Source organism: Mesorhizobium sp. (assembly GCF_965229135.1).
In the GTDB taxonomy this organism is placed as follows: Bacteria; Pseudomonadota; Alphaproteobacteria; order Rhizobiales; family Rhizobiaceae; genus Mesorhizobium.
The window spans coordinates 2,022,792-2,044,386 of the sequence record NZ_OZ245860.1; the positions used below are offsets into that span (position 1 = coordinate 2,022,792).

The window sequence follows — 21,595 nt, forward strand, 5'->3', positions numbered from 1 at the left end:
GGGAGAGGGCAAAGATGGAACAGATCGTGCGCGCGGACATTGCAGCCTTTGGGGCTGGAAGAGCCGAGATGGCAAATGCGATGATCGAGCAGAGCGGTGTACGTGTTCGTCCGGACCGCAACCGTGGACGGTCGGCGGGCATCAATCCGTCCGGCCGGTTCGAGCCGGTCAGCCGGCATGTTTTCGACGATGGCTGGAACTCGCTGGAGGAACTGCCGCCGTTCAAGACCGAAGTGCAGGTGGAGAAGCCGCGCACCATCATCACCCGCAATGAATCGCCGGACATCTCCTTCGATCGTTCGATCAACCCTTACCGTGGTTGCGAGCATGGCTGCGTCTACTGCTTTGCCCGGCCGACACACAGTTTCATGGGCCTTTCGCCGGGTCTGGATTTCGAATCGAAGCTATTCGCCAAGCCGGATGCCGCCAGGCTGCTGGACAAGGAGTTGTCGAAGGACGGCTACCAGCCGCGCACGATCGCCATCGGCACCAACACCGATCCCTACCAGCCGATCGAGAAGCAGTACCGGATCATGCGCGAGATCCTCGAAGTGCTGGAGGCACGCGGCCACCCGGTCGGCATTGTCACCAAATCCGCCCTGGTGACGCGCGACATCGACATCCTGTCGCGCATGGCCGAGCGCGGCCTCGCCAAGGTGGCGCTGTCGGTCACGACGATGGACCGCATGCTGGCACGCACGATGGAGCCGCGCGCGTCGACCCCGACCAAGCGGCTCGAAGCGATCAGGCAGCTTTCGGATGCCGGCATTCCGGCCTCGGTCATGGTTGCGCCGATCATACCAGGACTAACCGACCAAGAAATGGAACGGATTCTCGATTCGGCATATGCCGCGGGTGCGCGCGAGGCTGGTTATGTCGTCCTGCGCCTGCCGCTGGAGGTCAGCCCGATCTTCAAGGATTGGCTGCTGCGTCACTATCCGGACCGCTATCGCCATGTCATGTCGCTGATCCGTTCGATGCGCGACGGCAAGGACTACGATTCGGAATGGGGCAAACGCATGAAAGGCGCGGGTCCCTACGCCTGGCAGATCGGCCGGCGCTTCGAGATTACCGCCAAGCGGTTGGGCCTCAATGTCGAACGGCGTACGCTTCGGACCGACCAGTTTGTCGCCGCTGGAAAAGACCAGGTGCAGCTGACACTGCTTTGAAAGCGCAGTCCGCTGCGATGGTTTGATCTGTCGCGGCATCAAGAATCCCGTCCGGCCCGCCCCGGCCTGCAGACGGTGCCCTCCCGGTCCGGCGCCCCACCCGACCCGGAGGGACTTGCGGAGAATCGGAGCCGATGCGAACCTCGCCGCAACATGGCTCGCGCGCGTTCCGATTCTCCGCCTCTCTTCGAGATCATCGAGAGACCCGACTTCTCCTTCGAGACGAAGGCGATGGCTGAAGGCCTGTGGCCGGTAGCCGGCATGGATGAGGCCGGGCGGGGTCCGCTCGCCGGGCCGGTTGTCGCCGCCGCGGTGGTGCTCGATCCCGCAAATATCCCCGAGGGCCTGGATGATTCCAAACGCCTCAGCCATTTGCAGCGTGAGGCCTTGTTCCTGCGCATTCTTGGCTCTGCGCTGGGCGTATCGATGGCCTCCATCAGCGCCGAAGGCATCGACGGCAGCAACATCCTCAAGGCCAGCCTCGAGGCCATGCGCCGCGCCCTGGTTGGCCTGCCGGTGCAGCCGAAGCTCGCTCTCGCTGACGGGCGTGACGTCCCGCCGGGCCTGCCTTGCGCTGGACGCGCGCTGATCAAGGGCGACCAGCGCTCGCAATCGATCGCCGCCGCCTCGATCGTCGCAAAGGTCATGCGCGACCGCATGATGTGCGGCTGCGGCAGCCACCACGGCCGCTACGGGTTCGAGGTCCATATGGGCTATGCCACGGCCCGCCATCGCACGGCGATCGAGGCGCACGGGCCGGTGGCCCGACTGCACCGCGTGTCGTTCGCACCGTTCAGGCTTGGCGGAGCTGAAATGGCGGAAGAAAAGAGTTTCGCAGGCCTCGATTGAGTTGAGGATACCCTCCCCCGTCGAGCAGGAGATGTCGCCAAAGGCGACAGAGGGGGTCCTCTCAACTTGCCCGACGCTTCCTTTTGGCGAAGAAAGATGGGGTCTGCGCTTCACGCGCGGCTATCCCCTGCGCCGCTTCGCAGACCTCCCACACAACAAAAAAGCCGCCAGGTTTCCCAGGCGGCTCTTTTAAAGTCTAAGGAGATTAGGCTCAGTTGAGCTTCGCCTTCACATCCGCAAGCGATGCCTTGAACAGGTCCGCGCCGGCTTTTGCATCGACCTTGCCGGCAAGCAGCGCGCGCGCTGCTTCGACGGCGATATCGACGGCGCTCGCGCGCACTTCGGCGACCGCGTCGCGCTCGGCCTGACCGATCTTCTGCTCGGCAAGGGCCGTGCGCCGGGCAACATAGTCCTCGGTCTTCTTGTGCGCGTCGGCGGCAAGCATATCGGCCTCGCGCTTGGCGGCAGCGACAATGTCGGCGGCCTCCTGCTCGGCTTCCTTGCGCTTGCGCTGGTACTGGCCGAGCAGTTGCTGGGCCTCCTCGCGCAGCCGCCGGGCTTCATCAAGCTCGCCGCTGATCTTGGCCGCGCGGGCGTCTAGCGCCTTGGCCACCATTCCGGGCACCTTGATGTAGATGGCGATAGCCAGGAAAATGACCAGGGCAATCGTGGCCCAGAGCGTTGCTAGAGCTGTAGCGTCCATGATGCGCTCCTCACCGGGCCACGGATTTGACGGCGGCCGCGACCTCGGCCTTGCTGGCCTTGTCACCGACAAGCGCCTCGACGATTTCCGAAGCGGTATCCTCGGCGATACCACCGACTTCCTTCATGGCATTGGCCTTGATGGAAGCGATGCGCGCCTCGGCAGCACCGAGCTTCTCGTCAAGCTCAGCCTCGACCTTCTTGCGTGCCGCCTCGACTTCCGCCTTGGCTGCATCGCTTGCCTGCTGGCCAATCGTATTGGCCTTGGTCTTGGCTTCGGCCAGTTCCTGCTCATAGGCAGCAACAGCGGCGTCGGCTTCGCCCTTCAGCTTGGCGGCCTGGTCGAGATCCTGCGTGATCCGGGCGTTGCGCACATCAATGATGCCACCAACGCGCGGCATCGCCACCTTCTTCAAGAAGAGGTAGAACAGCCCGAAGGTAATCGCCAGCCAAAGAAGCTGCGACGGAAACGTCGAAGGATCAAACGGCGGGAACGCGCCATGCGCCTCGGCGGGCACAGCCGTGCCCGAATGCGTATCGCCTCCCGCGCCGGCAGCCGGCGCGGTCTCTTCCGCAAAGGCAGATGTCACGAACATCTCATTTCCCTGTCCATACGGTAAGGCCGCACCATGCGCCTCACTTCGTCAGCCCGTTGTTCTTACTTGAACACCAGGAGGAGAGCGATCAGGAGCGAGAAGATGCCCAGAGCTTCGGTCACGGCGAAGCCGAAAATCAGGCGGCCGAACTGGCCGTCGGCAGCCGACGGGTTGCGCAGCGCGCCCGAGAGATAGCTGCCGAAGATGTTGCCGAGGCCAATGCCCGCGCCGCCCATGCCCACGCAAGCGATGCCCGCGCCAATCGCAGCTGCTGCAGATACGTCCATGTTAAACTCCTGTCGTTCCGTTGTCGTTGCAGTTTGTAGTTGGCGTCATGCGCCGGTGAAACTTTATTAGTGACTGGGGTGCAGAGCGTCGTTGAGATACATGCAGGTCAAGACGGCAAAGACGTATGCCTGCAGGAAGGCGACGAGCAATTCAAGCGCCGTCAGCGCCACTGCCATGGCCAGCGGCAACACCGAACCCGCGATACCGACAGCGCCCAACGCACTGAGGCTCACGACAAATCCCGAGAAAACTTTCAGCGTAATGTGGCCAGCCAGCATGTTGGCGAATAAACGAACCGAGAGGCTGACCGGGCGCGAAACGAAGGAAATCACCTCGATCGCGACCACGAGCGGCATCAGGTAGATCGGCACGCCATGCGGCACGAACAGCTTGAGAAAGCCCAGACCGTGCTTCATGAAGCCGTAAACGATCACCGTTCCGATCACCAGGATGGCGAGACCGAAGGTGACGATGATGTGGCTGGTGATGGTGAAGAAGTAAGGAACAAGCCCAAGCAGGTTAGCGACGAGCACGAACATGAAGAGCGAGAACACGAGTGGGAAAAACTTCATCCCTTGTGTTCCGGCAGCGTCCCTCAACATGTTTCCGACGAATTCGTAGGCCATCTCGGAAACAGACTGAAGCCGACCGGGAACGAGGCTGCGGCTCGACGTGGTGAGGTAGAGGAAGGCGGCGGCGACAACCACGGTCGCGACCATGAACAGCGCCGAGTTGGTGAAAGACAGGTCATAGCCGCCGATGTTGATCGGAATCAGCTTGATGATATGGAACTGGTGGATCGGATCGACCTTGTCAGCTGCCACGTTCAAACCCCATCAATGCCGCGCACGGCCTTATTACAACTACCGCTCATGACGAGCGGCCATTTCCATCGTCCCGGTCACGGCGCGGTTTGGCGCCCTGTCCGAATTCTGCCACAGCCCCTGCTGAACGCAGGACATTGAGCACGCCGGCGCCAAAACCCAGCAACAGAAACACGATCAGACCCCATGGCGATGTCCCCGCCTGACGGTCGATGATCCAGCCGAGGCCCGCGCCCACAACCACTCCAGCGATGAACTCGCTGGATAGTTTGAGCGCCTGGCCATATCCGGCGGCACTGCCCGCTTTCGCGTCGTCTTTCCCCTCGAGCCGTTCCGGCAGCCTTGTTGCAAGCGATGCTTCAAGTTCACGCCGACGGCGCTCAAGATCGTCGTCGCGGATTTCGGTTTCATGCTGTTTGCCGGGGCCGGTTTTTCCGGTTCCGTCTGGCCCATTCCTGTCGGCCATCGCAACCCCCCTGCCCGGTCAGACCGTCACCGTCCGTCCGCTTCTAAAGTCGCCGGCAACATAGTTAGAGGGTTTGCGCCCGTCAAGCCACGGGCGGAACTTCAATGTGATGTATTTTCTTCATTAAAATCAATAACTTAAAAAGGTGCGACATCGTGCCCGGCGCGACAGCGGGCAGGCGCGGCCCGAATCCCCCTTCCGGCAGGTCCGCGATCGGCGCCGCCAGAAGGAAAGGCGCTGGCAATTATTGAGCAATCAACTCCAGCCGCCGCCATAGGTGCGGTAGAAGATATGCAGGCCGATCTTGGTCATCTTCTGCATCGTGCGCGCCCAGCCCGGATGGACATATTGGGCATAGTAGTGGGTCGACGATCCGACTTCCGGAATGAATATCTTGCCAGCCGTGACAGCCATGGCGATGTCCTGAGCGGTCTTGTAGGCGACGGGGCTGTCGATCCGCTTCTTTCGGCCATCGCAGGCGAACGAGAACTGGCAACGGTTGAACCAGTTGTCGTTCTGGTAGACGACACCGCAGATCGAGTTCGGATAGGCTGGATTGCGGACCCGGTTGAGGATGACCTGGGCGACGGCTGCCTGTCCACGTACGGATTCGCTCCTGGCTTCGAAATAGATGCCGTTGGCAAGGCACGCCTGCTCGGGCTTGCTGAAGACGCTCGCTGGAAGCGGGTTCTGGATCCATGCGTGGTCGCCCTTGGCCATCGGTGGAATGAAGCGGCCATTGTCCGGCTTCTCGTCCTGCAGCAGCACCTCGAACGGCGACGCCTTCGCATAGTCGGGCGCGGAGGATGCGTAGGCGGTCGCCAGCACATCGGCCTTGTCATTGTTGACCAGTGCGGCAAGCATGGTCGGGACGCCGGGATCCGGCTTCTTGTCCTCGCGGGCATGGAATGCGGCGGCGATCTGGACTTCCTTGCCTTTGATCCGCGGTTTGGCGAAGGCCATCTTCAGATCGCTGTCCATGCTCGGGCGCAGCAGCGATGACGTGCGCTCGAAGATCGAGCCGGCGTTGAAGTTTTTCGGCGGCGCTACAGGAGAGACCTGGATGATACGGCCCTTCTTGTCCGCTCGCATAATGCGCTCCTCGTCGGGCGATCCACTGACCCGCCCGCCCTTGCCGCGAAAAGACACCGTGCCGATGCCGGCGAGCTTGACGCCGGATCCGGAGAGCGAGCCGGTGGTGTCGGAATCGACGAAGGGCATTTCGGCCGCATGAACCGAGCCCGCGACGGACCTCTCGACATAGGCGTTCCAGCGCGCGTTCGGCGCCTCAAGGCCGGAAATGAGGCTCGTCATGTCCTGATAGGCGACAACGGTCGGAAAGCCGATCCAGATGCCAAGACCGATAACAAATGGAGCGAGGAAGCAATGTTTTCTCTCACCGGCGGCGGCGACAAGCCGCTTCAAAACACGTCGATGCACGGAACTCTCCAGGAACGCTACTGAACCCCACTGGAGAGAAACAATGGTGCATTAACCTTGATGGGACGTTAACAGGGTCGATCGAGTTTTCCACGTTGGACCGCAACGCCTTGGTTTTACGGCCTTGGGCGAGCCGAAGCCAACGACGCCGGCCGAAGAAAGATCGGCCAGGCGACAAGCGCACAGGCGGCAGCGGCCAGCCATACACCCGGCCATGATACGAGGATCAGCAGGCCCGGAATGGCTGTTGGCACCAGGAAGAACGCTACGAAGACGAAGCTGTTGGCGAGGCCAAGAGCGGTTCCCGCATGGCTGGCGCCTGCAAGCGTGGCAAGCTCGGTATAGGCGACGCCATGCCATGACGAAACGCAGATGCCGGCGACAACCAGCGTGGCGACCAATGCCGGCGCAAGCACCGGCGCGGGTATCCCGGCCGAAGGCATGACGAGCAGGCCGAGGACAGCGAAGGCAATGGCGCTCAGGGCGCTGCAGAGGCGCAGGAATGACCGGCGATTGCGATGACGATCGGTGAAGCGGCCGCTCCAGACCCGCATGACCATGGCGCCGATCTGCACAGCCGCCAAGCTCGCGCTGATCACCGCCGTACCCATCCCGCCGAAGTCATGCAGGAAGACCGAGGCGAAGGTGAGCACCGCCACCTGCGGAAAGCAGAGCAGGCCAATCGCCGTTGCGATGCGCCAGATGTCGAGATTGCGTAGCGGCACGGGGCCGGCTGACGAGATCGTGTTGGCGCTTGAGGAACTGGGATCGTCTTGTGCCGGCGGCTGATGCAGCCAGAGCCATGTGAAGAAGGCTGAGACCGCCGAGGCCACGGCCAGAAGTCCAAAGACGGCGGCAAAACCATGGGCCGAAGCGAGCGACGGGAGAACGAGCGCGCCAAAGCCGCCGCCGAGAGGCACCGCCGTCTGCCGGATACTCATGGCGAAGCCGCGTTCGCCTTCGTGGAACCACGCCATGATGGCACGGCCGCTGGAGCCGTTGACGCTGCCGCCCAGCAGGCCGGTGACCAGAAAGGCGACGGCCAGGACTGCAACGCCGGGAACATGTGTGGACGATGGCACCACGAGCGATGCCATGAGGCCAAGCCATGCCGTGGTGGCGGCAAGTCCGGTCAGGAGCACATGGCGGTCGCCCCACCGGTCGGTGAGCAGCCCCCAGGGCAATTCGCTGAGCGCGACACCCAATCCCAGAAGCCCCAGAACCAGACCAAGCTGGCCATTGCCCAGGTGGTAGCCCGACCTCAGGAAAACCGCCGTGCTCGGAACACCCGAGAAGGTGGCGGAAAAACAGGCATTGGCGACGACGCCAATGCCAAGAACCTTCCAACGATGGTTCGGACCAAACTGCGCCTGAGCCAGAGGGGCAATGCTGCCGCTCAGCCGAGGCGTGTCCTCGCTGCGGCTTGCGGTGGTGACTGACATCGGCCGGCTCCTTCGACGATCCGACAACGACTGTCAGACCTTGACGGGCATGTCCTACCGCCGTAGCTTCATCCTGAATATCGGGAATTTTTAAACTTATAGTCCCACCAATCAGGATGATTTTATGCGACGGATAACGCTCGACCTCGACGTTCTCAGGAGCTTCGTCACCGGAATGGAGTTGGGCAGCTTTGCCAAGGCGGCCAACCGGCTTGGTCGCTCCACCTCGGCGGTCAGCGCGCAACTAAAGAAACTGGAGGATCAGGCAGCCACCCCCATCTTCCGCAAGTCGGGACGTGGCCTCGCACTGACGGAAGCCGGCGAAACCATGCTCGGCTATGCGCGCAGGCTCCTCGAACTCAATGACGAGGCCGTGTCCGCCATCCATGACGTCGAACTGGAGGGCTGGGTAAGGCTTGGGCTCCAGGAAGATTTCGGCGAAGCGGTTCTGCCGGAGGTGCTCGGGCGGTTCGCGCGCGCGCATCCCAAGCTCAAGATCGAGGCCAGGATCGGGCGCAGTTACGAGCTTGCCGAACGGGTCGTGTCGGGCAGCCTCGACATTGCGCTGGCATGGCACAATGAGGAAAAATTGCCCTACAGCCAGCATGTGGCTGATGTTCAGATGCGCTGGATCGGTCCGGCGGCACTTGTGGAAACAGCCCTGCGCGAGGGCGAGGCACTGCCGCTGGTTGCGCTTGAGGCGCCATGCCTACTGCGCACCGTGGCGACGGATTCGCTCGACCGGGCTGGCCTGCCCTGGCGGATGGCTTTCTCTAGTCCGAGCCTTGGCGGCATCTGGGCCGCCGTCGCCGCTGGGTTGGGAGTTACAATCCGCACCGAGGTCGGCCTGCCGGCCAATGTACGGGCGATGACGCCGGAAATCACCGGATTGCCCGCATTGCCCGGCATGGCTCTGTTCCTGCATCGCAAGGACGCCGAACTGGATCCGGTGGCGCAGAGGCTTGCCGACATCCTGCTGCAGGCGACCCTGGAATCACTGCCCGAAAGTGCGCGGGCGCGATCCGCGCATGATGGCCTACGAAGCGTGGCCTGATACCGCCGCCGCAAAGGCGCTGGCGTTCAGTGACGTTTCTTGGCCCTGCCGGCGAACGGATTGTCCGATGTACGCAATGCCATGCGGATCGGAACGCCCGGCATGTCGAAGGCCTCGCGCAGGCTGTTGGTCAGATAGCGGACATAGGACTGCGGCATCGCGTCCGGCCGCGAGCATTGGACGACAAAGCCCGGCGGGCGTGTCTTGGCCTGCGTGACATACTTGATCTTCAACCGGCGGCCGGCGACGGCGGGCGGCGGATGATGCGCCAGGATGCCTTCCAGCCAGCGGTTGAGCTTTCCGGTCGAAACACGGCTGTTCCATACCTTGTGCGTACGGATGACGGCTTCCATCAGCTTGTCGAGGCCGCGGCCGGTTTCGGCCGACACCGTCACCGCCTGCATGCCGCGCGCCTGGGGAAGAAGCCGCTCGGTCTTCTCGCGCAGTTCCGCCAGCAGTTCCTGCGGGTTGTCGATCAGGTCCCATTTGTTGAAGGCGATCACCGGCGCACGTCCCTCGCGGATGATCAGGTCGGCAATCTGCAGATCCTGCTTCTCGAAGGGGATGGTCGCGTCAAGCACGATGATGACGATCTCGGCAAAGCGGATGGCGCGCAGTCCATCCTGGACAGACATGACTTCCAGCTTTTCATGAATCCGGGCCTTGCGACGCATGCCGGCGGTGTCGAACAATTTGATCCGGCGGCCGCGCCAGTCCCAATCGACGGAAATCGAATCCCGTGTGATGCCGGCTTCCGGTCCGGTCAACAGACGCTCCTCGCCGATCAGCGCGTTGATCAGCGTCGACTTGCCGGCGTTCGGCCGACCGACGACGGCGATGCGCATCGGCTTGGTGTCGTCATAGGTATGTACGTCTTCGGCGTCCGGATCGGTGATGTCCTCGCCGATCAGAACCTCACTGGCCGCGATCTCCTCGTCGCCGTCCTCTTCTTCTTCGCCGAAGGCGCGCGCTTCGCCAAGCGCCTCGATCACCGCGTCGCGCAGATCGGGCATGCCTTGACCGTGTTCGGCCGAAACCGGGATTGGTTCCCCAAGGCCAAGCTCCCAGGCCTCCAGCATGCCACCCTGGGCGCCCTTCGCCTCTGCCTTGTTGGCAACCAGGACAACGGGCTTTCCGGACTTCCGCACAATCTCGGCAAAGGTCTTGTCATCCGGCATCAGGCCGGACTTGGCATCGACGGTGAAGAAGATCAGGTCGGCTTCGTGGATGGCGATTTCGGTCTGCGCGCGCATGCGTCCCGGCAGGGTGCTCGCGCCGGCGTCCTCGAAGCCCGCGGTGTCGATAACATCGAAATGCAGATCGTAGAGCTTTGCCGCGTGGACGCGGCGATCTCGGGTTACGCCTGGCGTATCGTCGACAAGCGCCAGCTTTTTTCCCACCAGCCGATTGAAAAGCGTTGATTTGCCGACGTTAGGCCGACCGATTATGGCTACCTTGAACGTCACGATGCATTGCCTGACCCGCGGATCAGTTCGGACATCAGCGTTGCCCGCTCGCGCGTGTTGCGCGGAGCGCCGTCATCCGAAGCGATCTGGTCGAACAGTTTCAGGGCATCCGCGGTCTTGCCCTCCTTCCAGGCGGCAAGGCCAAGCGCCTCACGCGCGGTGTGGCGCAGCGTATTGGTGTCGGAGGTCAGCGCTTCGACGCGGCTGGAAACATCGGCGAAGGAGCCGTGGTCGACCAGAAGCAGTGCCGCCCTGAGGCGCGCCATGTCGCGAATGCCGGCGGGAATGGCGGTGTCGGCGGCAACGTCGTCGAAATCCTTGACCGCCGCGGCGACATCGCCCTTGTCGGCCTTGACGGTCGCCGCCCGCATGCGGGCAAGCAACGGATAGGCTCCATAGCCGTCTTTCTCCAGGGCGCCCAACGCGGCAAGCGCGTCATCGTTCTTGCCGTCATTGGCGAGTTTCAGCGCCTGCGAAAAGGCATCGCCCGAACGGTTGGCGCGGGTTTCATCCCAGTAGCGATAGCCGACGACGGCGGCGGTGCCGAGCACGATCAGAACGGCCAGGCCGATCAGGGCGGGCCCAAACCGATCCCACAGCGCCTGCGCCTGTTCGTGGCGGATCTGCTCGTTGACTTCGCGGATAAAAGTGTCGTCCGACATATATAACCATTCCTGCCCGGCAGGGCCCTTCTTGAGCCCGCGTTTTAGCGGAATTTTGTCGGCATGGAAGGGGTTCGGCAGGAAAATCGGCTATTGGCCGCACGGAGGAACCGCGACGGCTGATCGTACCGACGCCACATTTGTCCGATAGCCGGCTCCCTAACCCTTTCTCTCCAGATCAGATTGTCGATGCGTCTTCCATTCCGCGTTCTTGCGTTTTCCTTGGTTTCGCTCGCAGCATCGAGTGCTGCTCTTGCCGATCCGCCCAAGGCGCAGGTGCGGGCAAGGCCGAAACAGGCCGTCATCATCTCGTTCGACAGCGCCCGCGACATTTCACAGTGGAAGCGTAGCCGTGCGCTGGCCGCCCGCACCGGCGCGCACTTCACCTATTTTCTGTCCTGCGTCTTCCTGCTGACGCCGGAGACGCGCACGCAATATACGGCGCCGGGCAAGAGCGCCGGCAAATCGAATATCGGTTTTGCGGCTTCAAAACAGGAGGTTGCCGACCGGCTTGAGCAGATCAGGCTGGCAGCATCCGAGGGCCACGACATCGGCAGCCATGCCTGCGGTCATTTCGACGGCAAGGACTGGAGCAAGGCGGACTGGCTGAGCGAGTTCAGGTCGTTCGAGCGCATTTTCGAAAACGCCTATGCGATCAACGGCATCACGCCCGAACCCAAGGGCTGGCGCGATTTCGCTGCTCATGCGGTGGTCGGGTTCAGGGCGCCGTATCTGTCGGCAAACAAGGCACTCTACGAGGCGCTGCCCGTAGCTGGCTACCTGTTCGACGCGAGCGGTGTGTCACGCGGCCCGGTTGAGCCGCCAACCCTTGACGGCATCACGCGATTCTCGCTGCCGCAGATTCCGGAGGGTCCCAAATCCCGGCCGGTGATCGCCATGGACTACAATCTCTATGTCAGACATTCCGGTGGCTTCGAGCGGCCGAGCGCGGCGAACGAGTTCGAGAACCGGACCTACGACGCTTTCCGCGCCGCGTTCAACAATCAATACAACGGCAAGCGGTTGCCACTGGAACTCGGGTTCCATTTCACGCTGATGAACAACGGCGCCTACTGGAACGCGCTGGAGCGCTTTGCCGGCGAGGTCTGTGTCAAGCCCGATGTCGAGTGCATCAGCTTTCGCGACTATGTTTCGCGGCTGGGAGCCAACGGCAAGAACGTGGGCGGCTGAGCCGCCCACGCCTTTCCAAAGCGTCAGGCGGGATCCTCGGTGCTCTGCCTCGCAAGATAGCGCTGATCGATGTCCGGCAACGGCTGGCCCTGCAGGGTGGCCTCGAAAGCGCGCAGGCGTTTGTGAACCGACTGAAGCTCGACGATGGTCGACCAAGAGGTAAGCAGGAATTGCAGCGATCCTGTTACCTTACCAAAAGCGTTGGAAATCTGGTTCAACGCGCCGAACGTTATCTTGTGCGCTACAAGCGAAGGACCCAGGATCAACAGCGAGAAGATGTTGTCAGCCTGAAGGTACGTGTAACGGACCACGTTGAAATAAATGTAGTGAAAATAGAGTCTGAAATAGTTGTGGCGGACATTGGCGAACAACTCGGCAGTGGTGGCCGGCTGGGCCCTGTCCGCATGATCCTCACCATAGACGAGTTCCTTGCGGTAGGCGGCCTCGACGCGCTGGTTGCGGAACTGGAGCCCTGGAAGTTTGAGGCCGGCAATCATGACCGAGATTGTTCCGAACAGACACCAGGCTAGCGCTGCGACGACCAAAGGCTGGGGGATAGCGCCGACGATCGGCAATTCGCTGATATGGGCCTGCAGTTGGATCATCACCGGCAGGAATGCGATCAGCGTCATGATCGATTGCACGAAGCTGGAGCCGAGATCCTCCATGATCTGCGAGAACCGCATCGTGTCTTCCTGAATACGCTGCGAGGCTCCCTCGATATGGCGTAGCCTGGCCCAATTCTCGATGAAATAATTGTTCATCGCCGTGCGCCAGCGGAAAATCCAGTGGCTGACGATGAAGGCATTGACCACCTGCACGTTCATGCCGACCAGTGCGAGCCACGAAAAGTCAGCCAATCCGGTATAAAATTCTCCGTTGGTCGACTTTCCAGTTCCCGACATCAACCCCTGCACATAGTCAAAGAAAGGGCCGTACCAGGCGTTGACGGCGACGCTGACCTGCACATTGAAATAGATGAAGAACAAGATGACCGCCGTCATCAGGATCGACCAGCGCTGCCACGGATGCGGAGAATACCAGCTCCAGAAGGCATAGAAGACGGCCACGCAAAACACGAAATAGAGATAGAACCAGAGGAACGGCTTCGAGACGAGAACGGCGATACCAATGATGGGCGGCGCACCGTCAGCGGCGGGAGGCAGTCCAAAAACCGCTCCCAGTTGCTCACCCCCGAAAAACCAGAACAGGATTGCTGCAAGGCTCCAGATGGCGGCCGAAGAGAAAAACAGCTTCGGCTGCGGGAAAAAGGATACGAACACTGTGGCGAATTCCTTGCTCGATGCGCAAATCAGCGGAGTTTAGCGGGCATAAAGTCACACATTAGTGGGAAAGAAAATGCCTGCCCGATGCCCGGCGCTGAGCAAGACCGCCAATCATGGCGATTTTGGCGCAGCCGTCCACGTGATGGCGCCGGAAGCGACCAGTATGGCCGCTGCGACGATCGAGGCGAGGAAGAAATCGCCTGACGCCTGAGCCAAAAGCCCGGCGACGATCGGGCCGATGATCTGGCCAAGACCGAATGACGCGGTCATAAGGCCGAAGATGCGCCGTGCCGATTTTGGCGCCTGCCGCCGCGCGGCCTGCAGGCCAAGTGCCGTGATGGCCATGAACGTGCCGCCAAGCAGCAGACCGCCGAGCAGCGGCCCCATATAACCGCCGAGGGCGACGCTGGCGGTGACGCCGACGACTTCGACGAGGCATGCCAGCGCATAGGCGGCATGGAGCCCGATCCGTGCGGCGATCTTCTGCCACGCCCATGTCGAGGGAAATGCGGCAAGGCCCGCGACCAGCCACACCATGGCCTCGAAGACGCGGCTGCCACCGCCTTGCCGGACGATGGCGACCAGGAATGTCGCCGTCACCACATAGCCAAAACCAAACAAACCGTAGGCGATGATGATCTTCATCAGCGACCAGTCTTTCGGCAAGGCCGGCTCACGGGTCGCTTCTCCGTTGCTGAGCGGGCCTTCGTTCACCAACAGCGCCACGACCAGGAAGCCGCAAGCTGAAATCGCTGATGACCACAGCCAGCCCGCCGCCCAGCCGGCATGTTCGGTGACCAGCACCGCCATCATCGCCGCCGAAATCGCGATGCCAAGGCCAACGCCGCCGAAATGCCAAGCCTGCAGGTCGCCGCGGCCCGCGGCATTTATATGGCTGAAAACGATGCTGGCCATGAAGACCATGACGAAGGCGCTGGCGAGGCCAGCCAGGAAGCGGATGAAGAGAAAGGCGACCATCGTGTCCGACAGCCCCATCAGGGCCGTGAGGACGGTGCTGGCGCCGAGCGCCACCAACATCATAAGGCGCTCGCGCCCGTGCGCCCAACCGCCCGCGGCCGCCAGCGCGCCGATGAGATAACCGAGATAGTTGGCCGAGGCGATCCAGCCGGCATTGGCCGGCGACAGATGCAGTTCCTCCATCATGCCGGGCAGGATCGGGGTATAGACGAAACGGCCGATGCCCATGGCGACGGCCATGGCTATCATTCCGGCGAAGGCAAAGCGCAGCGGCGATGAGGGAACCGTGTTCATTTGCAGTGCACAATAGGAGCGCGCCGGCCCTTGAAACAATCCGCCTTTTGTTAGGCCAGCGGGATCGTGGCCGCCGCGGACAACTGGAACTATTCCCGTCGGGCTTCAGCCTGCCCGGCGGTTAACAGCCACAGGCCCGCAAGGTCGTGGTCTCGTAAACCGTCCGCCGCGCTGTCAGCCTGAATGGCACGTCGCCAAGTTCGCGCTCCGACATGGCGTCAAGCGCCGGGTGAGACAGCGGATCGATCACCCATCTGGTGGTTTCGCTCTCATGCGCCAGCCGTTGGCTTCCGGCGAAGAAGATGTTCAGCGATGATAAAATCTTCAGCATCCCCGGTCCGTCTGTTTCCGGTAAGGTCCGCCGTTTCAACAACTCTTTCAATTGAGATTTCAAACCGAGCAGTTTAGAAAAACTGTATGGCTATGCTGAACCGCGTCCACCTCAACGGCTTGCGCGCCGTGGAAACCGTTGCCCGCCTCGGCTCGCTTTCGGCGGCGGCGGGCGAACTCAACGTTTCCGTCAGCGCGGTCAGCCAGCAGATCAACCGGACGGAAAAGCAGCTCGGCCGAGCCCTGTTCGAGCGGACAGCAAGTGGCCTCGTCCCCACCGAATTCGGCACGGTCTTCACGGCCAGGCTCGGCGTCGGTTTCCGAGAACTCGCCGAGGCGATGGCTCTCGCCGACGAGGCGACCCAATGTACGCTGGTGGTCTCGGTTGCGCCGGCCTTCGCATCGAAATGGCTGCTGCCGCGCCTCTCACGTCACTTCGACCGGCACCCCGATGTGTTGCTGCGCTTCGACGCCTCGGTTCGGGTGGCCGATCTCGACCGTTCCGATATAGACATCGCCATTCGTCTCGGCGACGGCAAATGGCCGAATGCCCGTGCTGAACTTCTCGTGGCGCTGGAAGTATTTCCCGTCTGCGCGCCGGTCATCGCCCGGAAGCTGAAATCGATCGAAGATCTCGCCCAGACCTGCGCCATCACCGACGAACGCTCGATGATCAACTGGGAAAGCTGGTTTGAGGCCGCCGGGGTCGAACCGGTCACCTTCCAGAAGGGCGCGCGCTTCACCGATCCGATGCTTTGCCTTGAATCGGCGATTGCCGGCCACGGCGTCATGCTCGGCTGGCAATTGCTGACCGCCGATGCCCTGGCGGATGGCCGCCTCGTCGCGCCCTTCGGCATCCGCGCCCAGAGCGGCCTTGGCTACTGGCTGGTGACCTCGCCGGCCAGAACAGAAAGCCGCAAGGTCCGTGACTTCAAGGCCTGGGTCCGGGAAGAAATCGAGGCGACCATGGCTCGGTTCGGCTCGCCCGAGCCCGCGGGTTGAACATACCGGCGGCGATCGCGGTGGAAAGGTCGCCTTTGCCGGTCTATGTATGATCGATCAACATCACGGCAGGCAGGGATCATGACCACACATTCGCGCGGCGTTTCCGCAACGATCGACCCGGTAAAGCTCGACAGATTGGCCGAGGTCGCGATCAAGGTCGGGCTGCAATTGCAGCCCGGGCAGGACCTTGTCGTGACATCGTCCATCGCTGCACTGCCGCTGACGCGGCGGATCGTCGAGCACGCCTACAAGGCCGGCGCCGGCCTGGTGACGCCGATCTTCAACGACGATGAGATGACGCTGGCGCGCTATCGCTTTGGCGCCGATGCCGGCTTCGACCACGCCGCCGGCTGGCTATATGAGGGCATGGCGAAAGCCTTCGCCAACAATGCTGCGCGGCTTGCCGTGCGCGGCGAGGATCCGTCGCTGCTGTCGGCGCAGGATCCGGCGAAGGTGGCGCGCGCCAACAAGGCCAATTCGATCGCCTATCAGCCAGCCCTGGAGAAGATCACTGGCTTCGACATCAACTGGAACATCGTCGCCTATCCCGACAAGGCATGGGCCAAGCAGGTATTCCCGGATGACGCCGAGGATGTCGCCGTGGTGAAACTGGCCGATGCGATCTTTGCCGCCTCGCGGGTGGATGTCGAAGACCCGATCGGCAACTGGACGGCGCACAACGCAGCACTTCGCAGCCGGACCGAATGGCTGAACGGCCATAATTTCCACGCGCTGCATTTCACCGGCCCCGGAACCGACCTGACCGTTGGACTGGCCGATGGCCATGAATGGATGGGTGGCGCCTCGACCGCCAAGAACGGCATCACCTGCAACCCCAACATCCCGACCGAAGAGGTCTTCACCACGCCCCATGCTAGGCGCGTCGAAGGCCATGTCTCCTCGACCAAGCCGCTGTCCTACCAAGGCACGCTGATCGACGACATCTGGGTGCGCTTCGAGGAAGGCCGTATCGTCGAGGCGAAGGCTTCGAAGGGCGAGGATGTGCTGAAGAAAGTGCTCGACACCGACGAGGGCTCGCGCCGCCTTGGGGAGGTCGCGCTGGTGCCGCACTCCTCACCGATCTCGGCGAGCGGCCTTTTGTTCTTCAACACGCTGTTCGATGAAAACGCCGCCTGCCATATCGCACTCGGACAGTGTTATTCAAAATGCTTCGTCGACGGCGCCTCGCTCAGCCAGGACGAGATCGCCGCGCGCGGCGGCAACAAGAGTTTCATCCATATCGACTGGATGATCGGCTCGGACAAGATCGACATCGATGGCGTCAGCAAGGACGGTACGCGCGTGCCGGTCATGCGCAGGGGTGAGTGGGCCTGACAGTCCGCGCCACTAGCGGAGAGTCCGATGGCCTTCGACCTGGCGGTCAAGCGGATCCACGAGCCACCAGGGCCCGATGACGGTCAGCGGGTTCTGGTCGACCGGATCTGGCCACGCGGCGTCGGCAAGGAGCACGCTGCGTTGACGCTGTGGCTGAAGAAGATCGCGCCGAGCGACGCGTTGCGAAAGTGGTTCGGGCATGAGCCCGAGCGCTGGCGGAGTTTCAGAAGCGGTTTTGGGCCGAGTTGGATGGAAATGAGGAGGCCGTGGCACCGCTGCGCGGTCTGTTCGGCAAGGGGCGGATGACGCTGGTTTACGGTGCCCATGACGAGGCGCACAACAATGCCGTGGCGCTGGCGGGGTATTTACGCGGGACGGACTCACGCGGCTGGAGATTTTGAGGACAGTGGGATAGTGCCCCCCTGCCCTACTTGCCCACCGCCTGCTCATAGACATCGGGCTTGAAGCCAACCAGAATCCTGTCCCCCAATTCCAACACCGGACGCTTGATCATTGTCGGCTTGGCCAGCATCAACGCCTTTGCCTTCTTTTCATCAAGCGATTGCTTGTCTTCGTCCGGCAACTCGCGAAACGTCGTGCTCGCCTTGTTGAGCAGCTTTTCCCAGCCGACCTTGCCGATCCAGCCATCCATCCGCTTCGCGTCCAAACCCTCTGCCCGGTAGTCGTGAAACCGGTAGGCGACGTCATGGCCCTCGAGCCAGACGCGTGCCTTCTTGATCGTGTCGCAGGTGGTGATGCCGTACATCGTGTTCGTCAAAACGTGCTTCCTTCCGGCTGAAAGTCAAATCCGCCCCACACCCTAAAACCACGCTTCCCGCTTTGCCAGCGCTCAAGCTTCGTTCCCGGGCCCGTGGGGCCCGGGAACCATCCCGGCTGCCATGCTCTGACTTTCAAACCATTCAGCGGCAGGAACAGACTCGGAAGGGCCGGTTCGTTTTCCGTCCTCAATAATAGAACCGCTCTTCGGTGATCTTGCCGTTCTTGACCGTGTAGAGGCCAACCTCATCCATGGTGACACGTTTTCCACTCGCCTTGGGGGTCACGTCGAGCCGGAAAAATACCGCGAACTGGTCGCCATTGACGTATGGGCCTTCGACCGAGCCGCCATGAAATTCGTTGTTGTCACGCCACCATTGGCCCTTCTGCCTGAGGGCTTCCTTGCCGTGGCTGACAGCCATCGGCCCCTCCATTGCTTCGTAACTCGCGATATCATCGGCATTGTACTTTTCAGCGGCACCGTGATGATCGCCCTGCTTGAGGAGTTCGGTGAAATCCCTGGCAATTTCCGTGATGGTCATGTGTGTTCCTCCTGTTCAGACACACCGCAAATAGGGGACAGCTTGCTGACCCGCCATCGTCGAGCCGTGCGGTAGCTGACAACGTGTGTCAGGACGATGGATGGAGCGCGCCACGGCGACTTGCAGGAATGGCAGCGGCGACTTCGGTTGCGGTCACACGTCAATTCCGCAATGCTGGGTGCATGTGCAATCTCTACAACATCACGACGACGCAAGAGGCGGTCCGACAATGGACGCGCGCACTGCGCGATATCAGCGGCAACCTTGAGCCTTCGGTCGACATCTATCCCAATCAGGCCGGTCCGGTCGTTCGCAATGCGGCCGACGGGGAGCGCGAGCTGGCGAAACTGCTTTGGGGCTTGCCTACACCGCCTGAGCGCATGAAGGGCAAGGCCGACTACGGCACGACCAACGTTCGCAACCCGCAATATTCGCACTGGCAACAGTTTGTCGGGGTAGAGCATAGGTGCGTGGTGCCGGTTACCAGTTTTGCCGAACCCAGCCCAACACCGAACGACAAGGACCCGGACACAGGCATCCAGCGCAATTACTGGTTCGCGCGTGACGAGAGCCGGCCGCTGTTCTTCTTCGCTGGCTTCTGGACCCGTTGGCAGGGCTTGCGAAAGGTCAAGGATGGTCCTGGCGACTTCGAGTTGTTTGCCTTCATGACGACCAAACCCAACGCCGTCATAGCGCCGATCCATGAGAAGGCCATGCCCGTCATCCTGACCACGTCGGAAGAGGCCGAGGCCTGGCTGACAGCACCGTGGGCAGAAGCACGGCATTTGCAGCGGACCGCGCCGGACGATGCGTTGGTGATTGTCGAGAAGCCAGCCACACAGATCAAGCTTCCGCGGCAGGTGCCAACTCAAGGGTCGCTTTTCTAGGCTGCAGGATCGCCATATCAACCGCTTCCCCAGTCGTCGTCTCGCCAGATCACCCGACGAACCATGCGGATTTCGACAAGGCGCCTGACACGAATTTTCAAGCGCTCCGCGGCGCTCGGCAAAATTATGCTGGCATCAAGCTCGCGAAGCTTGCAGCGCTCGCAGCGCATATGCCGCTCGACGTCCCAAAAGGGAATGTCACCCACAAGCTTTGCGAGATCGCCGGGCAGATAATGACGGGTGATATTGCAGTGCCGGCATCGGACACGAATGAGCTGCCCGACTTCGTGCGCAAGGCACAAGGTCTGCACATTTCGGCGCGGTCGGCTGCTGGGTTCCGGCATTGACCAGACTAGGAATACATTCCTTGCCGAGTCAATTGCTACTTAATTCCGCGGTCCTTTGTGCACAACCGGCCGGAAGGTCCGCATAGGCGGACCAGCCGGCCGGCCTGAAGACCTGCTACGCCCCGTAGCCGATGATGCCCTTGACCTCGAGGAAGTCGTGGATCGCCCAGTCGGCGTATTCGCGGCCGTTGCCCGACTGCTTGTAGCCACCGAACGGCGCGAACGTGTCCCATTCCGGATAATTGATCGACACCTGTCCGGCGCGCAGTTGTCCGGCCACCTTGCGGGCGTGTTCGATATCCTGCGACTGCACATAGGCGGCAAGGCCATAGACGGTGTCGTTGGCAATCTTCACCGCGTCATCATCGTCATTGTAGGAGATGACCGACAGCACCGGCCCGAAGATTTCTTCCTTCTCGATGGTCATGCCGGGCGTGACGTGGCCGAACACGGTCGGGCGCACATAGTAGCCGCGGTTGAGGTGTTCCGGCCGGCCGGGGCCGCCTGTGACCAGCGTGGCGCCTTCCTTGATGCCGGCCTCGATCAGACGCTGGATCTTGTTGAACTGGAGCTCGCTGACGACCGGGCCAAGCTTGGTCTGTTCATTGCGCGGATCGCCGACATTGTGTGCTTCGGCCGCCTTCTTGGCGATGGCGAGTGCCTCGTCGTGGCGGGCGGCCGGCACCAGCATGCGGGTCGGCGCGTCGCAGGACTGGCCGCTGTTGCCGAAGCAGCCTTCGACGCCTTTCCTCACAGCCGTTTCGAAGTCGGCGTCTTCAAGCACGATGTTGGCCGACTTGCCGCCGAGTTCCTGCGCCACGCGCTTGACCGTTTCGGCCGCAGTCTTGGCGACGATGATGCCAGCACGGGTCGAGCCGGTGAAGGAGACCATGTCGACATCGGGATGGCCGGCCATGATCTGGCCGACATCCGGGCCGGTGCCGTTGATCATGTTGTAGACTCCCTTCGGTGTGCCGGCGGCTTCCATCACTTCGGAGAAGACGATGCCGCTGATCGGCGCGATTTCGGATGGCTTGAGCACCACGGTACAGCCGGCGGCGATCGCCGGCGCCACCTTGCAGACGATCTGGTTGAGCGGCCAGTTCCACGGCGTGATCAGCGCGCAGACGCCGATCGCCTCCTTGACCACCATCGTGCCGCCACGCTTCTCGTGGAATTCATAATCCTCCAGCGCCTTGATGGTGGCTTCCATATGCGCCCTGCCCGCCCAGGCCTGCGCCTCGCGCGCCCAGGTGATGGGTGAACCATTCTCCTGACTTACAGCCTGGGCGATGTCCTCGAAGCGTTCGTTGTAGACTTCGAGGATGCGCTTCAGCAGCTTCAGGCGTTCGGCCTTGCTGGTCTGCGAGAAGAACGGGAAGGCAGCCTTGGCGGCCGCCACAGCCTTGTCGACGTCGGCCTTCGAGCCCACGGAAATCTTGGTGTAGGCCTCTTCGGTGGACGGATCGATGACGTCGAGCGTCGCCGGCGCCACGGGTGCCACCCATTTGCCGTCGATGAAGAAGTTGAGATGATTGCTCACAGGGTAACACTCCGGTTTTTCGGGAAATGGGTGGTCAGTTCATGCGTAGAGCATAGGGCAGTAAGCGCGACCGCGCGGGCTGATATGCGCCACTTCGCCGGCGCTGAATTGAAACCCTCCGC

Annotated in this window: 23 protein-coding genes and 1 pseudogene; 9 read left to right on the top strand and 15 right to left on the bottom strand. The window is 62.0% G+C overall.

Features of this window, described 5'->3' with window-relative positions; genetic code table 11:
* The first annotated feature begins 14 nt into the window (after nt 1-14).
* Both ACO07C_RS09885 and ACO07C_RS09890 read left to right on the top strand, forming a co-directional pair.
* Nucleotides 15-1,169: a PA0069 family radical SAM protein gene (locus ACO07C_RS09885; protein WP_421917484.1), complete on the top strand. Its 1,155-nt coding sequence runs from the start codon at nt 15-17 to the stop codon at nt 1,167-1,169.
* A gap of 153 nt (nt 1,170-1,322) precedes the next feature.
* Nucleotides 1,323-2,018 carry a ribonuclease HII gene (locus ACO07C_RS09890; protein WP_421913992.1) on the top strand — a complete coding sequence of 232 codons (696 nt, stop codon included), beginning with the start codon at nt 1,323-1,325 and terminating at the stop codon, nt 2,016-2,018.
* 211 nt (nt 2,019-2,229) lie between these two features.
* Here the strand turns inward: ACO07C_RS09890 and ACO07C_RS09895 are convergent, their stop codons facing one another.
* The 7 genes from ACO07C_RS09895 to ACO07C_RS09925 form a co-directional block, all read right to left on the bottom strand.
* Nucleotides 2,230-2,721 carry a F0F1 ATP synthase subunit B gene (locus tag ACO07C_RS09895; RefSeq protein ID WP_421913993.1) on the bottom strand — a complete coding sequence of 164 codons (492 nt, stop codon included), beginning with the start codon at nt 2,719-2,721 and terminating at the stop codon, nt 2,230-2,232.
* A 10-nt stretch (nt 2,722-2,731) separates the two neighbouring features.
* On the bottom strand, nt 2,732-3,316 hold the full coding sequence (locus ACO07C_RS09900) for a F0F1 ATP synthase subunit B (protein ID WP_421913994.1): 585 nt from the start codon (nt 3,314-3,316) through the stop codon (nt 2,732-2,734).
* 62 nt (nt 3,317-3,378) lie between these two features.
* Nucleotides 3,379-3,603: a F0F1 ATP synthase subunit C gene (locus tag ACO07C_RS09905; protein ID WP_227348563.1), complete on the bottom strand. Its 225-nt coding sequence runs from the start codon at nt 3,601-3,603 to the stop codon at nt 3,379-3,381.
* Between the two features lie 66 nt (nt 3,604-3,669).
* Nucleotides 3,670-4,428 (bottom strand): F0F1 ATP synthase subunit A, encoded by a 759-nt coding sequence (locus tag ACO07C_RS09910; RefSeq protein WP_354459941.1) that lies wholly within the window; start codon nt 4,426-4,428, stop codon nt 3,670-3,672.
* Nucleotides 4,429-4,474: 46 nt separating this feature from the next.
* Nucleotides 4,475-4,894 (bottom strand): AtpZ/AtpI family protein, encoded by a 420-nt coding sequence (locus ACO07C_RS09915; RefSeq protein ID WP_421913996.1) that lies wholly within the window; start codon nt 4,892-4,894, stop codon nt 4,475-4,477.
* 255 nt (nt 4,895-5,149) lie between these two features.
* The gene (locus ACO07C_RS09920) at nt 5,150-6,334 is read right to left on the bottom strand and encodes a cell wall hydrolase (RefSeq protein WP_421913997.1); all 1,185 of its coding nucleotides are present in this window, start codon (nt 6,332-6,334) and stop codon (nt 5,150-5,152) included.
* Nucleotides 6,335-6,450: 116 nt separating this feature from the next.
* Nucleotides 6,451-7,776: an MFS transporter gene (locus ACO07C_RS09925; RefSeq protein ID WP_421913998.1), complete on the bottom strand. Its 1,326-nt coding sequence runs from the start codon at nt 7,774-7,776 to the stop codon at nt 6,451-6,453.
* A 124-nt stretch (nt 7,777-7,900) separates the two neighbouring features.
* On the opposite strand from ACO07C_RS09925, the gene ACO07C_RS09930 reads away from it, so the two are divergent.
* Nucleotides 7,901-8,830 (top strand): LysR substrate-binding domain-containing protein, encoded by a 930-nt coding sequence (locus tag ACO07C_RS09930; protein WP_421913999.1) that lies wholly within the window; start codon nt 7,901-7,903, stop codon nt 8,828-8,830.
* Nucleotides 8,831-8,856: 26 nt separating this feature from the next.
* Here ACO07C_RS09930 and der read toward each other — a convergent pair whose 3' ends face one another.
* Together der and ACO07C_RS09940 are read right to left on the bottom strand one after the other, a co-directional pair.
* The gene (gene der, locus ACO07C_RS09935; RefSeq protein ID WP_421914000.1) at nt 8,857-10,296 is read right to left on the bottom strand and encodes a ribosome biogenesis GTPase Der; all 1,440 of its coding nucleotides are present in this window, start codon (nt 10,294-10,296) and stop codon (nt 8,857-8,859) included.
* Complete coding sequence (locus tag ACO07C_RS09940) at nt 10,293-10,958, bottom strand: tetratricopeptide repeat protein (RefSeq protein ID WP_421914001.1); 666 nt, start codon at nt 10,956-10,958, stop codon at nt 10,293-10,295. The genes der and ACO07C_RS09940 overlap by 4 nt, the downstream gene beginning before the upstream one ends.
* Nucleotides 10,959-11,147: 189 nt before the next feature.
* On the opposite strand from ACO07C_RS09940, the gene ACO07C_RS09945 reads away from it, so the two are divergent.
* Nucleotides 11,148-12,149, top strand: coding sequence for a polysaccharide deacetylase family protein (locus ACO07C_RS09945; RefSeq protein ID WP_421914002.1), 1,002 nt, complete (start codon nt 11,148-11,150; stop codon nt 12,147-12,149).
* Between the two features lie 23 nt (nt 12,150-12,172).
* Here the strand turns inward: ACO07C_RS09945 and sbmA are convergent, their stop codons facing one another.
* The 3 genes from sbmA to ACO07C_RS09960 all read right to left on the bottom strand — a co-directional run bounded on the left by sbmA (nt 12,173) and on the right by ACO07C_RS09960 (nt 15,038).
* Entirely contained in the window at nt 12,173-13,432 is a 1,260-nt protein-coding gene (sbmA, locus tag ACO07C_RS09950; RefSeq protein ID WP_421914003.1) for a peptide antibiotic transporter SbmA, read from the bottom strand.
* 114 nt (nt 13,433-13,546) lie between these two features.
* Nucleotides 13,547-14,707 carry a YbfB/YjiJ family MFS transporter gene (locus ACO07C_RS09955; RefSeq protein ID WP_421914004.1) on the bottom strand — a complete coding sequence of 387 codons (1,161 nt, stop codon included), beginning with the start codon at nt 14,705-14,707 and terminating at the stop codon, nt 13,547-13,549.
* Between the two features lie 121 nt (nt 14,708-14,828).
* Entirely contained in the window at nt 14,829-15,038 is a 210-nt protein-coding gene (locus ACO07C_RS09960) for a hypothetical protein (protein WP_421914005.1), read from the bottom strand.
* Between the two features lie 86 nt (nt 15,039-15,124).
* Here ACO07C_RS09960 and ACO07C_RS09965 point away from each other — a divergent pair, with 86 nt between their 5' ends.
* From ACO07C_RS09965 to ACO07C_RS09975, 3 genes and pseudogenes are all read left to right on the top strand, one after another.
* A complete protein-coding gene (locus ACO07C_RS09965) occupies nt 15,125-16,039 on the top strand; it encodes a LysR substrate-binding domain-containing protein (RefSeq protein WP_421914006.1) in 915 nt (304 codons plus the stop codon).
* Nucleotides 16,040-16,120: 81 nt separating this feature from the next.
* Nucleotides 16,121-17,377, top strand: a complete 1,257-nt coding sequence (locus ACO07C_RS09970; protein WP_421914007.1) for an aminopeptidase — start codon at nt 16,121-16,123, stop codon at nt 17,375-17,377.
* Between the two features lie 27 nt (nt 17,378-17,404).
* A pseudogene (locus tag ACO07C_RS09975) lies at nt 17,405-17,778 on the top strand (DUF488 domain-containing protein).
* A 26-nt stretch (nt 17,779-17,804) separates the two neighbouring features.
* Here the strand turns inward: ACO07C_RS09975 and ACO07C_RS09980 are convergent.
* Both ACO07C_RS09980 and ACO07C_RS09985 read right to left on the bottom strand, forming a co-directional pair.
* Complete coding sequence (locus ACO07C_RS09980) at nt 17,805-18,155, bottom strand: ArsC family reductase (RefSeq protein WP_421914008.1); 351 nt, start codon at nt 18,153-18,155, stop codon at nt 17,805-17,807.
* Between the two features lie 187 nt (nt 18,156-18,342).
* Complete coding sequence (locus tag ACO07C_RS09985; RefSeq protein WP_421914009.1) at nt 18,343-18,696, bottom strand: SnoaL-like domain-containing protein; 354 nt, start codon at nt 18,694-18,696, stop codon at nt 18,343-18,345.
* A 182-nt stretch (nt 18,697-18,878) separates the two neighbouring features.
* Between ACO07C_RS09985 and ACO07C_RS09990 the strand changes: the two genes are divergently transcribed.
* The gene (locus ACO07C_RS09990; protein ID WP_421917485.1) at nt 18,879-19,583 is read left to right on the top strand and encodes an SOS response-associated peptidase; all 705 of its coding nucleotides are present in this window, start codon (nt 18,879-18,881) and stop codon (nt 19,581-19,583) included.
* A gap of 170 nt (nt 19,584-19,753) precedes the next feature.
* A complete protein-coding gene (locus tag ACO07C_RS09995; protein WP_421914010.1) occupies nt 19,754-19,930 on the top strand; it encodes a hypothetical protein in 177 nt (58 codons plus the stop codon).
* 115 nt (nt 19,931-20,045) lie between these two features.
* Here the strand turns inward: ACO07C_RS09995 and ACO07C_RS10000 are convergent, their stop codons facing one another.
* The gene (locus ACO07C_RS10000; RefSeq protein WP_421914011.1) at nt 20,046-21,473 is read right to left on the bottom strand and encodes an aldehyde dehydrogenase family protein; all 1,428 of its coding nucleotides are present in this window, start codon (nt 21,471-21,473) and stop codon (nt 20,046-20,048) included.
* Between the last annotated feature and the right edge of the window lie 122 nt (nt 21,474-21,595).

What these genes read in the sequence shown, in the direction of transcription:
- ACO07C_RS09885 (WP_421917484.1), top strand. Translation starts at nt 15, where the DNA reads ATGGAACAGATCGTGCGCGCGGACATTGCAGCCTTTGGGGCTGGAAGA.
- ACO07C_RS09890 (WP_421913992.1), top strand. Translation starts at nt 1,323, where the DNA reads ATGGCTCGCGCGCGTTCCGATTCTCCGCCTCTCTTCGAGATCATCGAG.
- ACO07C_RS09895 (WP_421913993.1), bottom strand. Translation starts at nt 2,721, where the DNA reads ATGGACGCTACAGCTCTAGCAACGCTCTGGGCCACGATTGCCCTGGTC.
- ACO07C_RS09900 (WP_421913994.1), bottom strand. Translation starts at nt 3,316, where the DNA reads ATGTTCGTGACATCTGCCTTTGCGGAAGAGACCGCGCCGGCTGCCGGC.
- ACO07C_RS09905 (WP_227348563.1), bottom strand. Translation starts at nt 3,603, where the DNA reads ATGGACGTATCTGCAGCAGCTGCGATTGGCGCGGGCATCGCTTGCGTG.
- ACO07C_RS09915 (WP_421913996.1), bottom strand. Translation starts at nt 4,894, where the DNA reads ATGGCCGACAGGAATGGGCCAGACGGAACCGGAAAAACCGGCCCCGGC.
- ACO07C_RS09925 (WP_421913998.1), bottom strand. Translation starts at nt 7,776, where the DNA reads ATGTCAGTCACCACCGCAAGCCGCAGCGAGGACACGCCTCGGCTGAGC.
- ACO07C_RS09930 (WP_421913999.1), top strand. Translation starts at nt 7,901, where the DNA reads ATGCGACGGATAACGCTCGACCTCGACGTTCTCAGGAGCTTCGTCACC.
- ACO07C_RS09940 (WP_421914001.1), bottom strand. Translation starts at nt 10,958, where the DNA reads ATGTCGGACGACACTTTTATCCGCGAAGTCAACGAGCAGATCCGCCAC.
- ACO07C_RS09945 (WP_421914002.1), top strand. Translation starts at nt 11,148, where the DNA reads ATGCGTCTTCCATTCCGCGTTCTTGCGTTTTCCTTGGTTTCGCTCGCA.
- ACO07C_RS09955 (WP_421914004.1), bottom strand. Translation starts at nt 14,707, where the DNA reads ATGAACACGGTTCCCTCATCGCCGCTGCGCTTTGCCTTCGCCGGAATG.
- ACO07C_RS09960 (WP_421914005.1), bottom strand. Translation starts at nt 15,038, where the DNA reads ATGCTGAAGATTTTATCATCGCTGAACATCTTCTTCGCCGGAAGCCAA.
- ACO07C_RS09965 (WP_421914006.1), top strand. Translation starts at nt 15,125, where the DNA reads ATGGCTATGCTGAACCGCGTCCACCTCAACGGCTTGCGCGCCGTGGAA.
- ACO07C_RS09970 (WP_421914007.1), top strand. Translation starts at nt 16,121, where the DNA reads ATGACCACACATTCGCGCGGCGTTTCCGCAACGATCGACCCGGTAAAG.
- ACO07C_RS09985 (WP_421914009.1), bottom strand. Translation starts at nt 18,696, where the DNA reads ATGACCATCACGGAAATTGCCAGGGATTTCACCGAACTCCTCAAGCAG.
- ACO07C_RS09990 (WP_421917485.1), top strand. Translation starts at nt 18,879, where the DNA reads ATGTGCAATCTCTACAACATCACGACGACGCAAGAGGCGGTCCGACAA.
- ACO07C_RS09995 (WP_421914010.1), top strand. Translation starts at nt 19,754, where the DNA reads ATGCCGCTCGACGTCCCAAAAGGGAATGTCACCCACAAGCTTTGCGAG.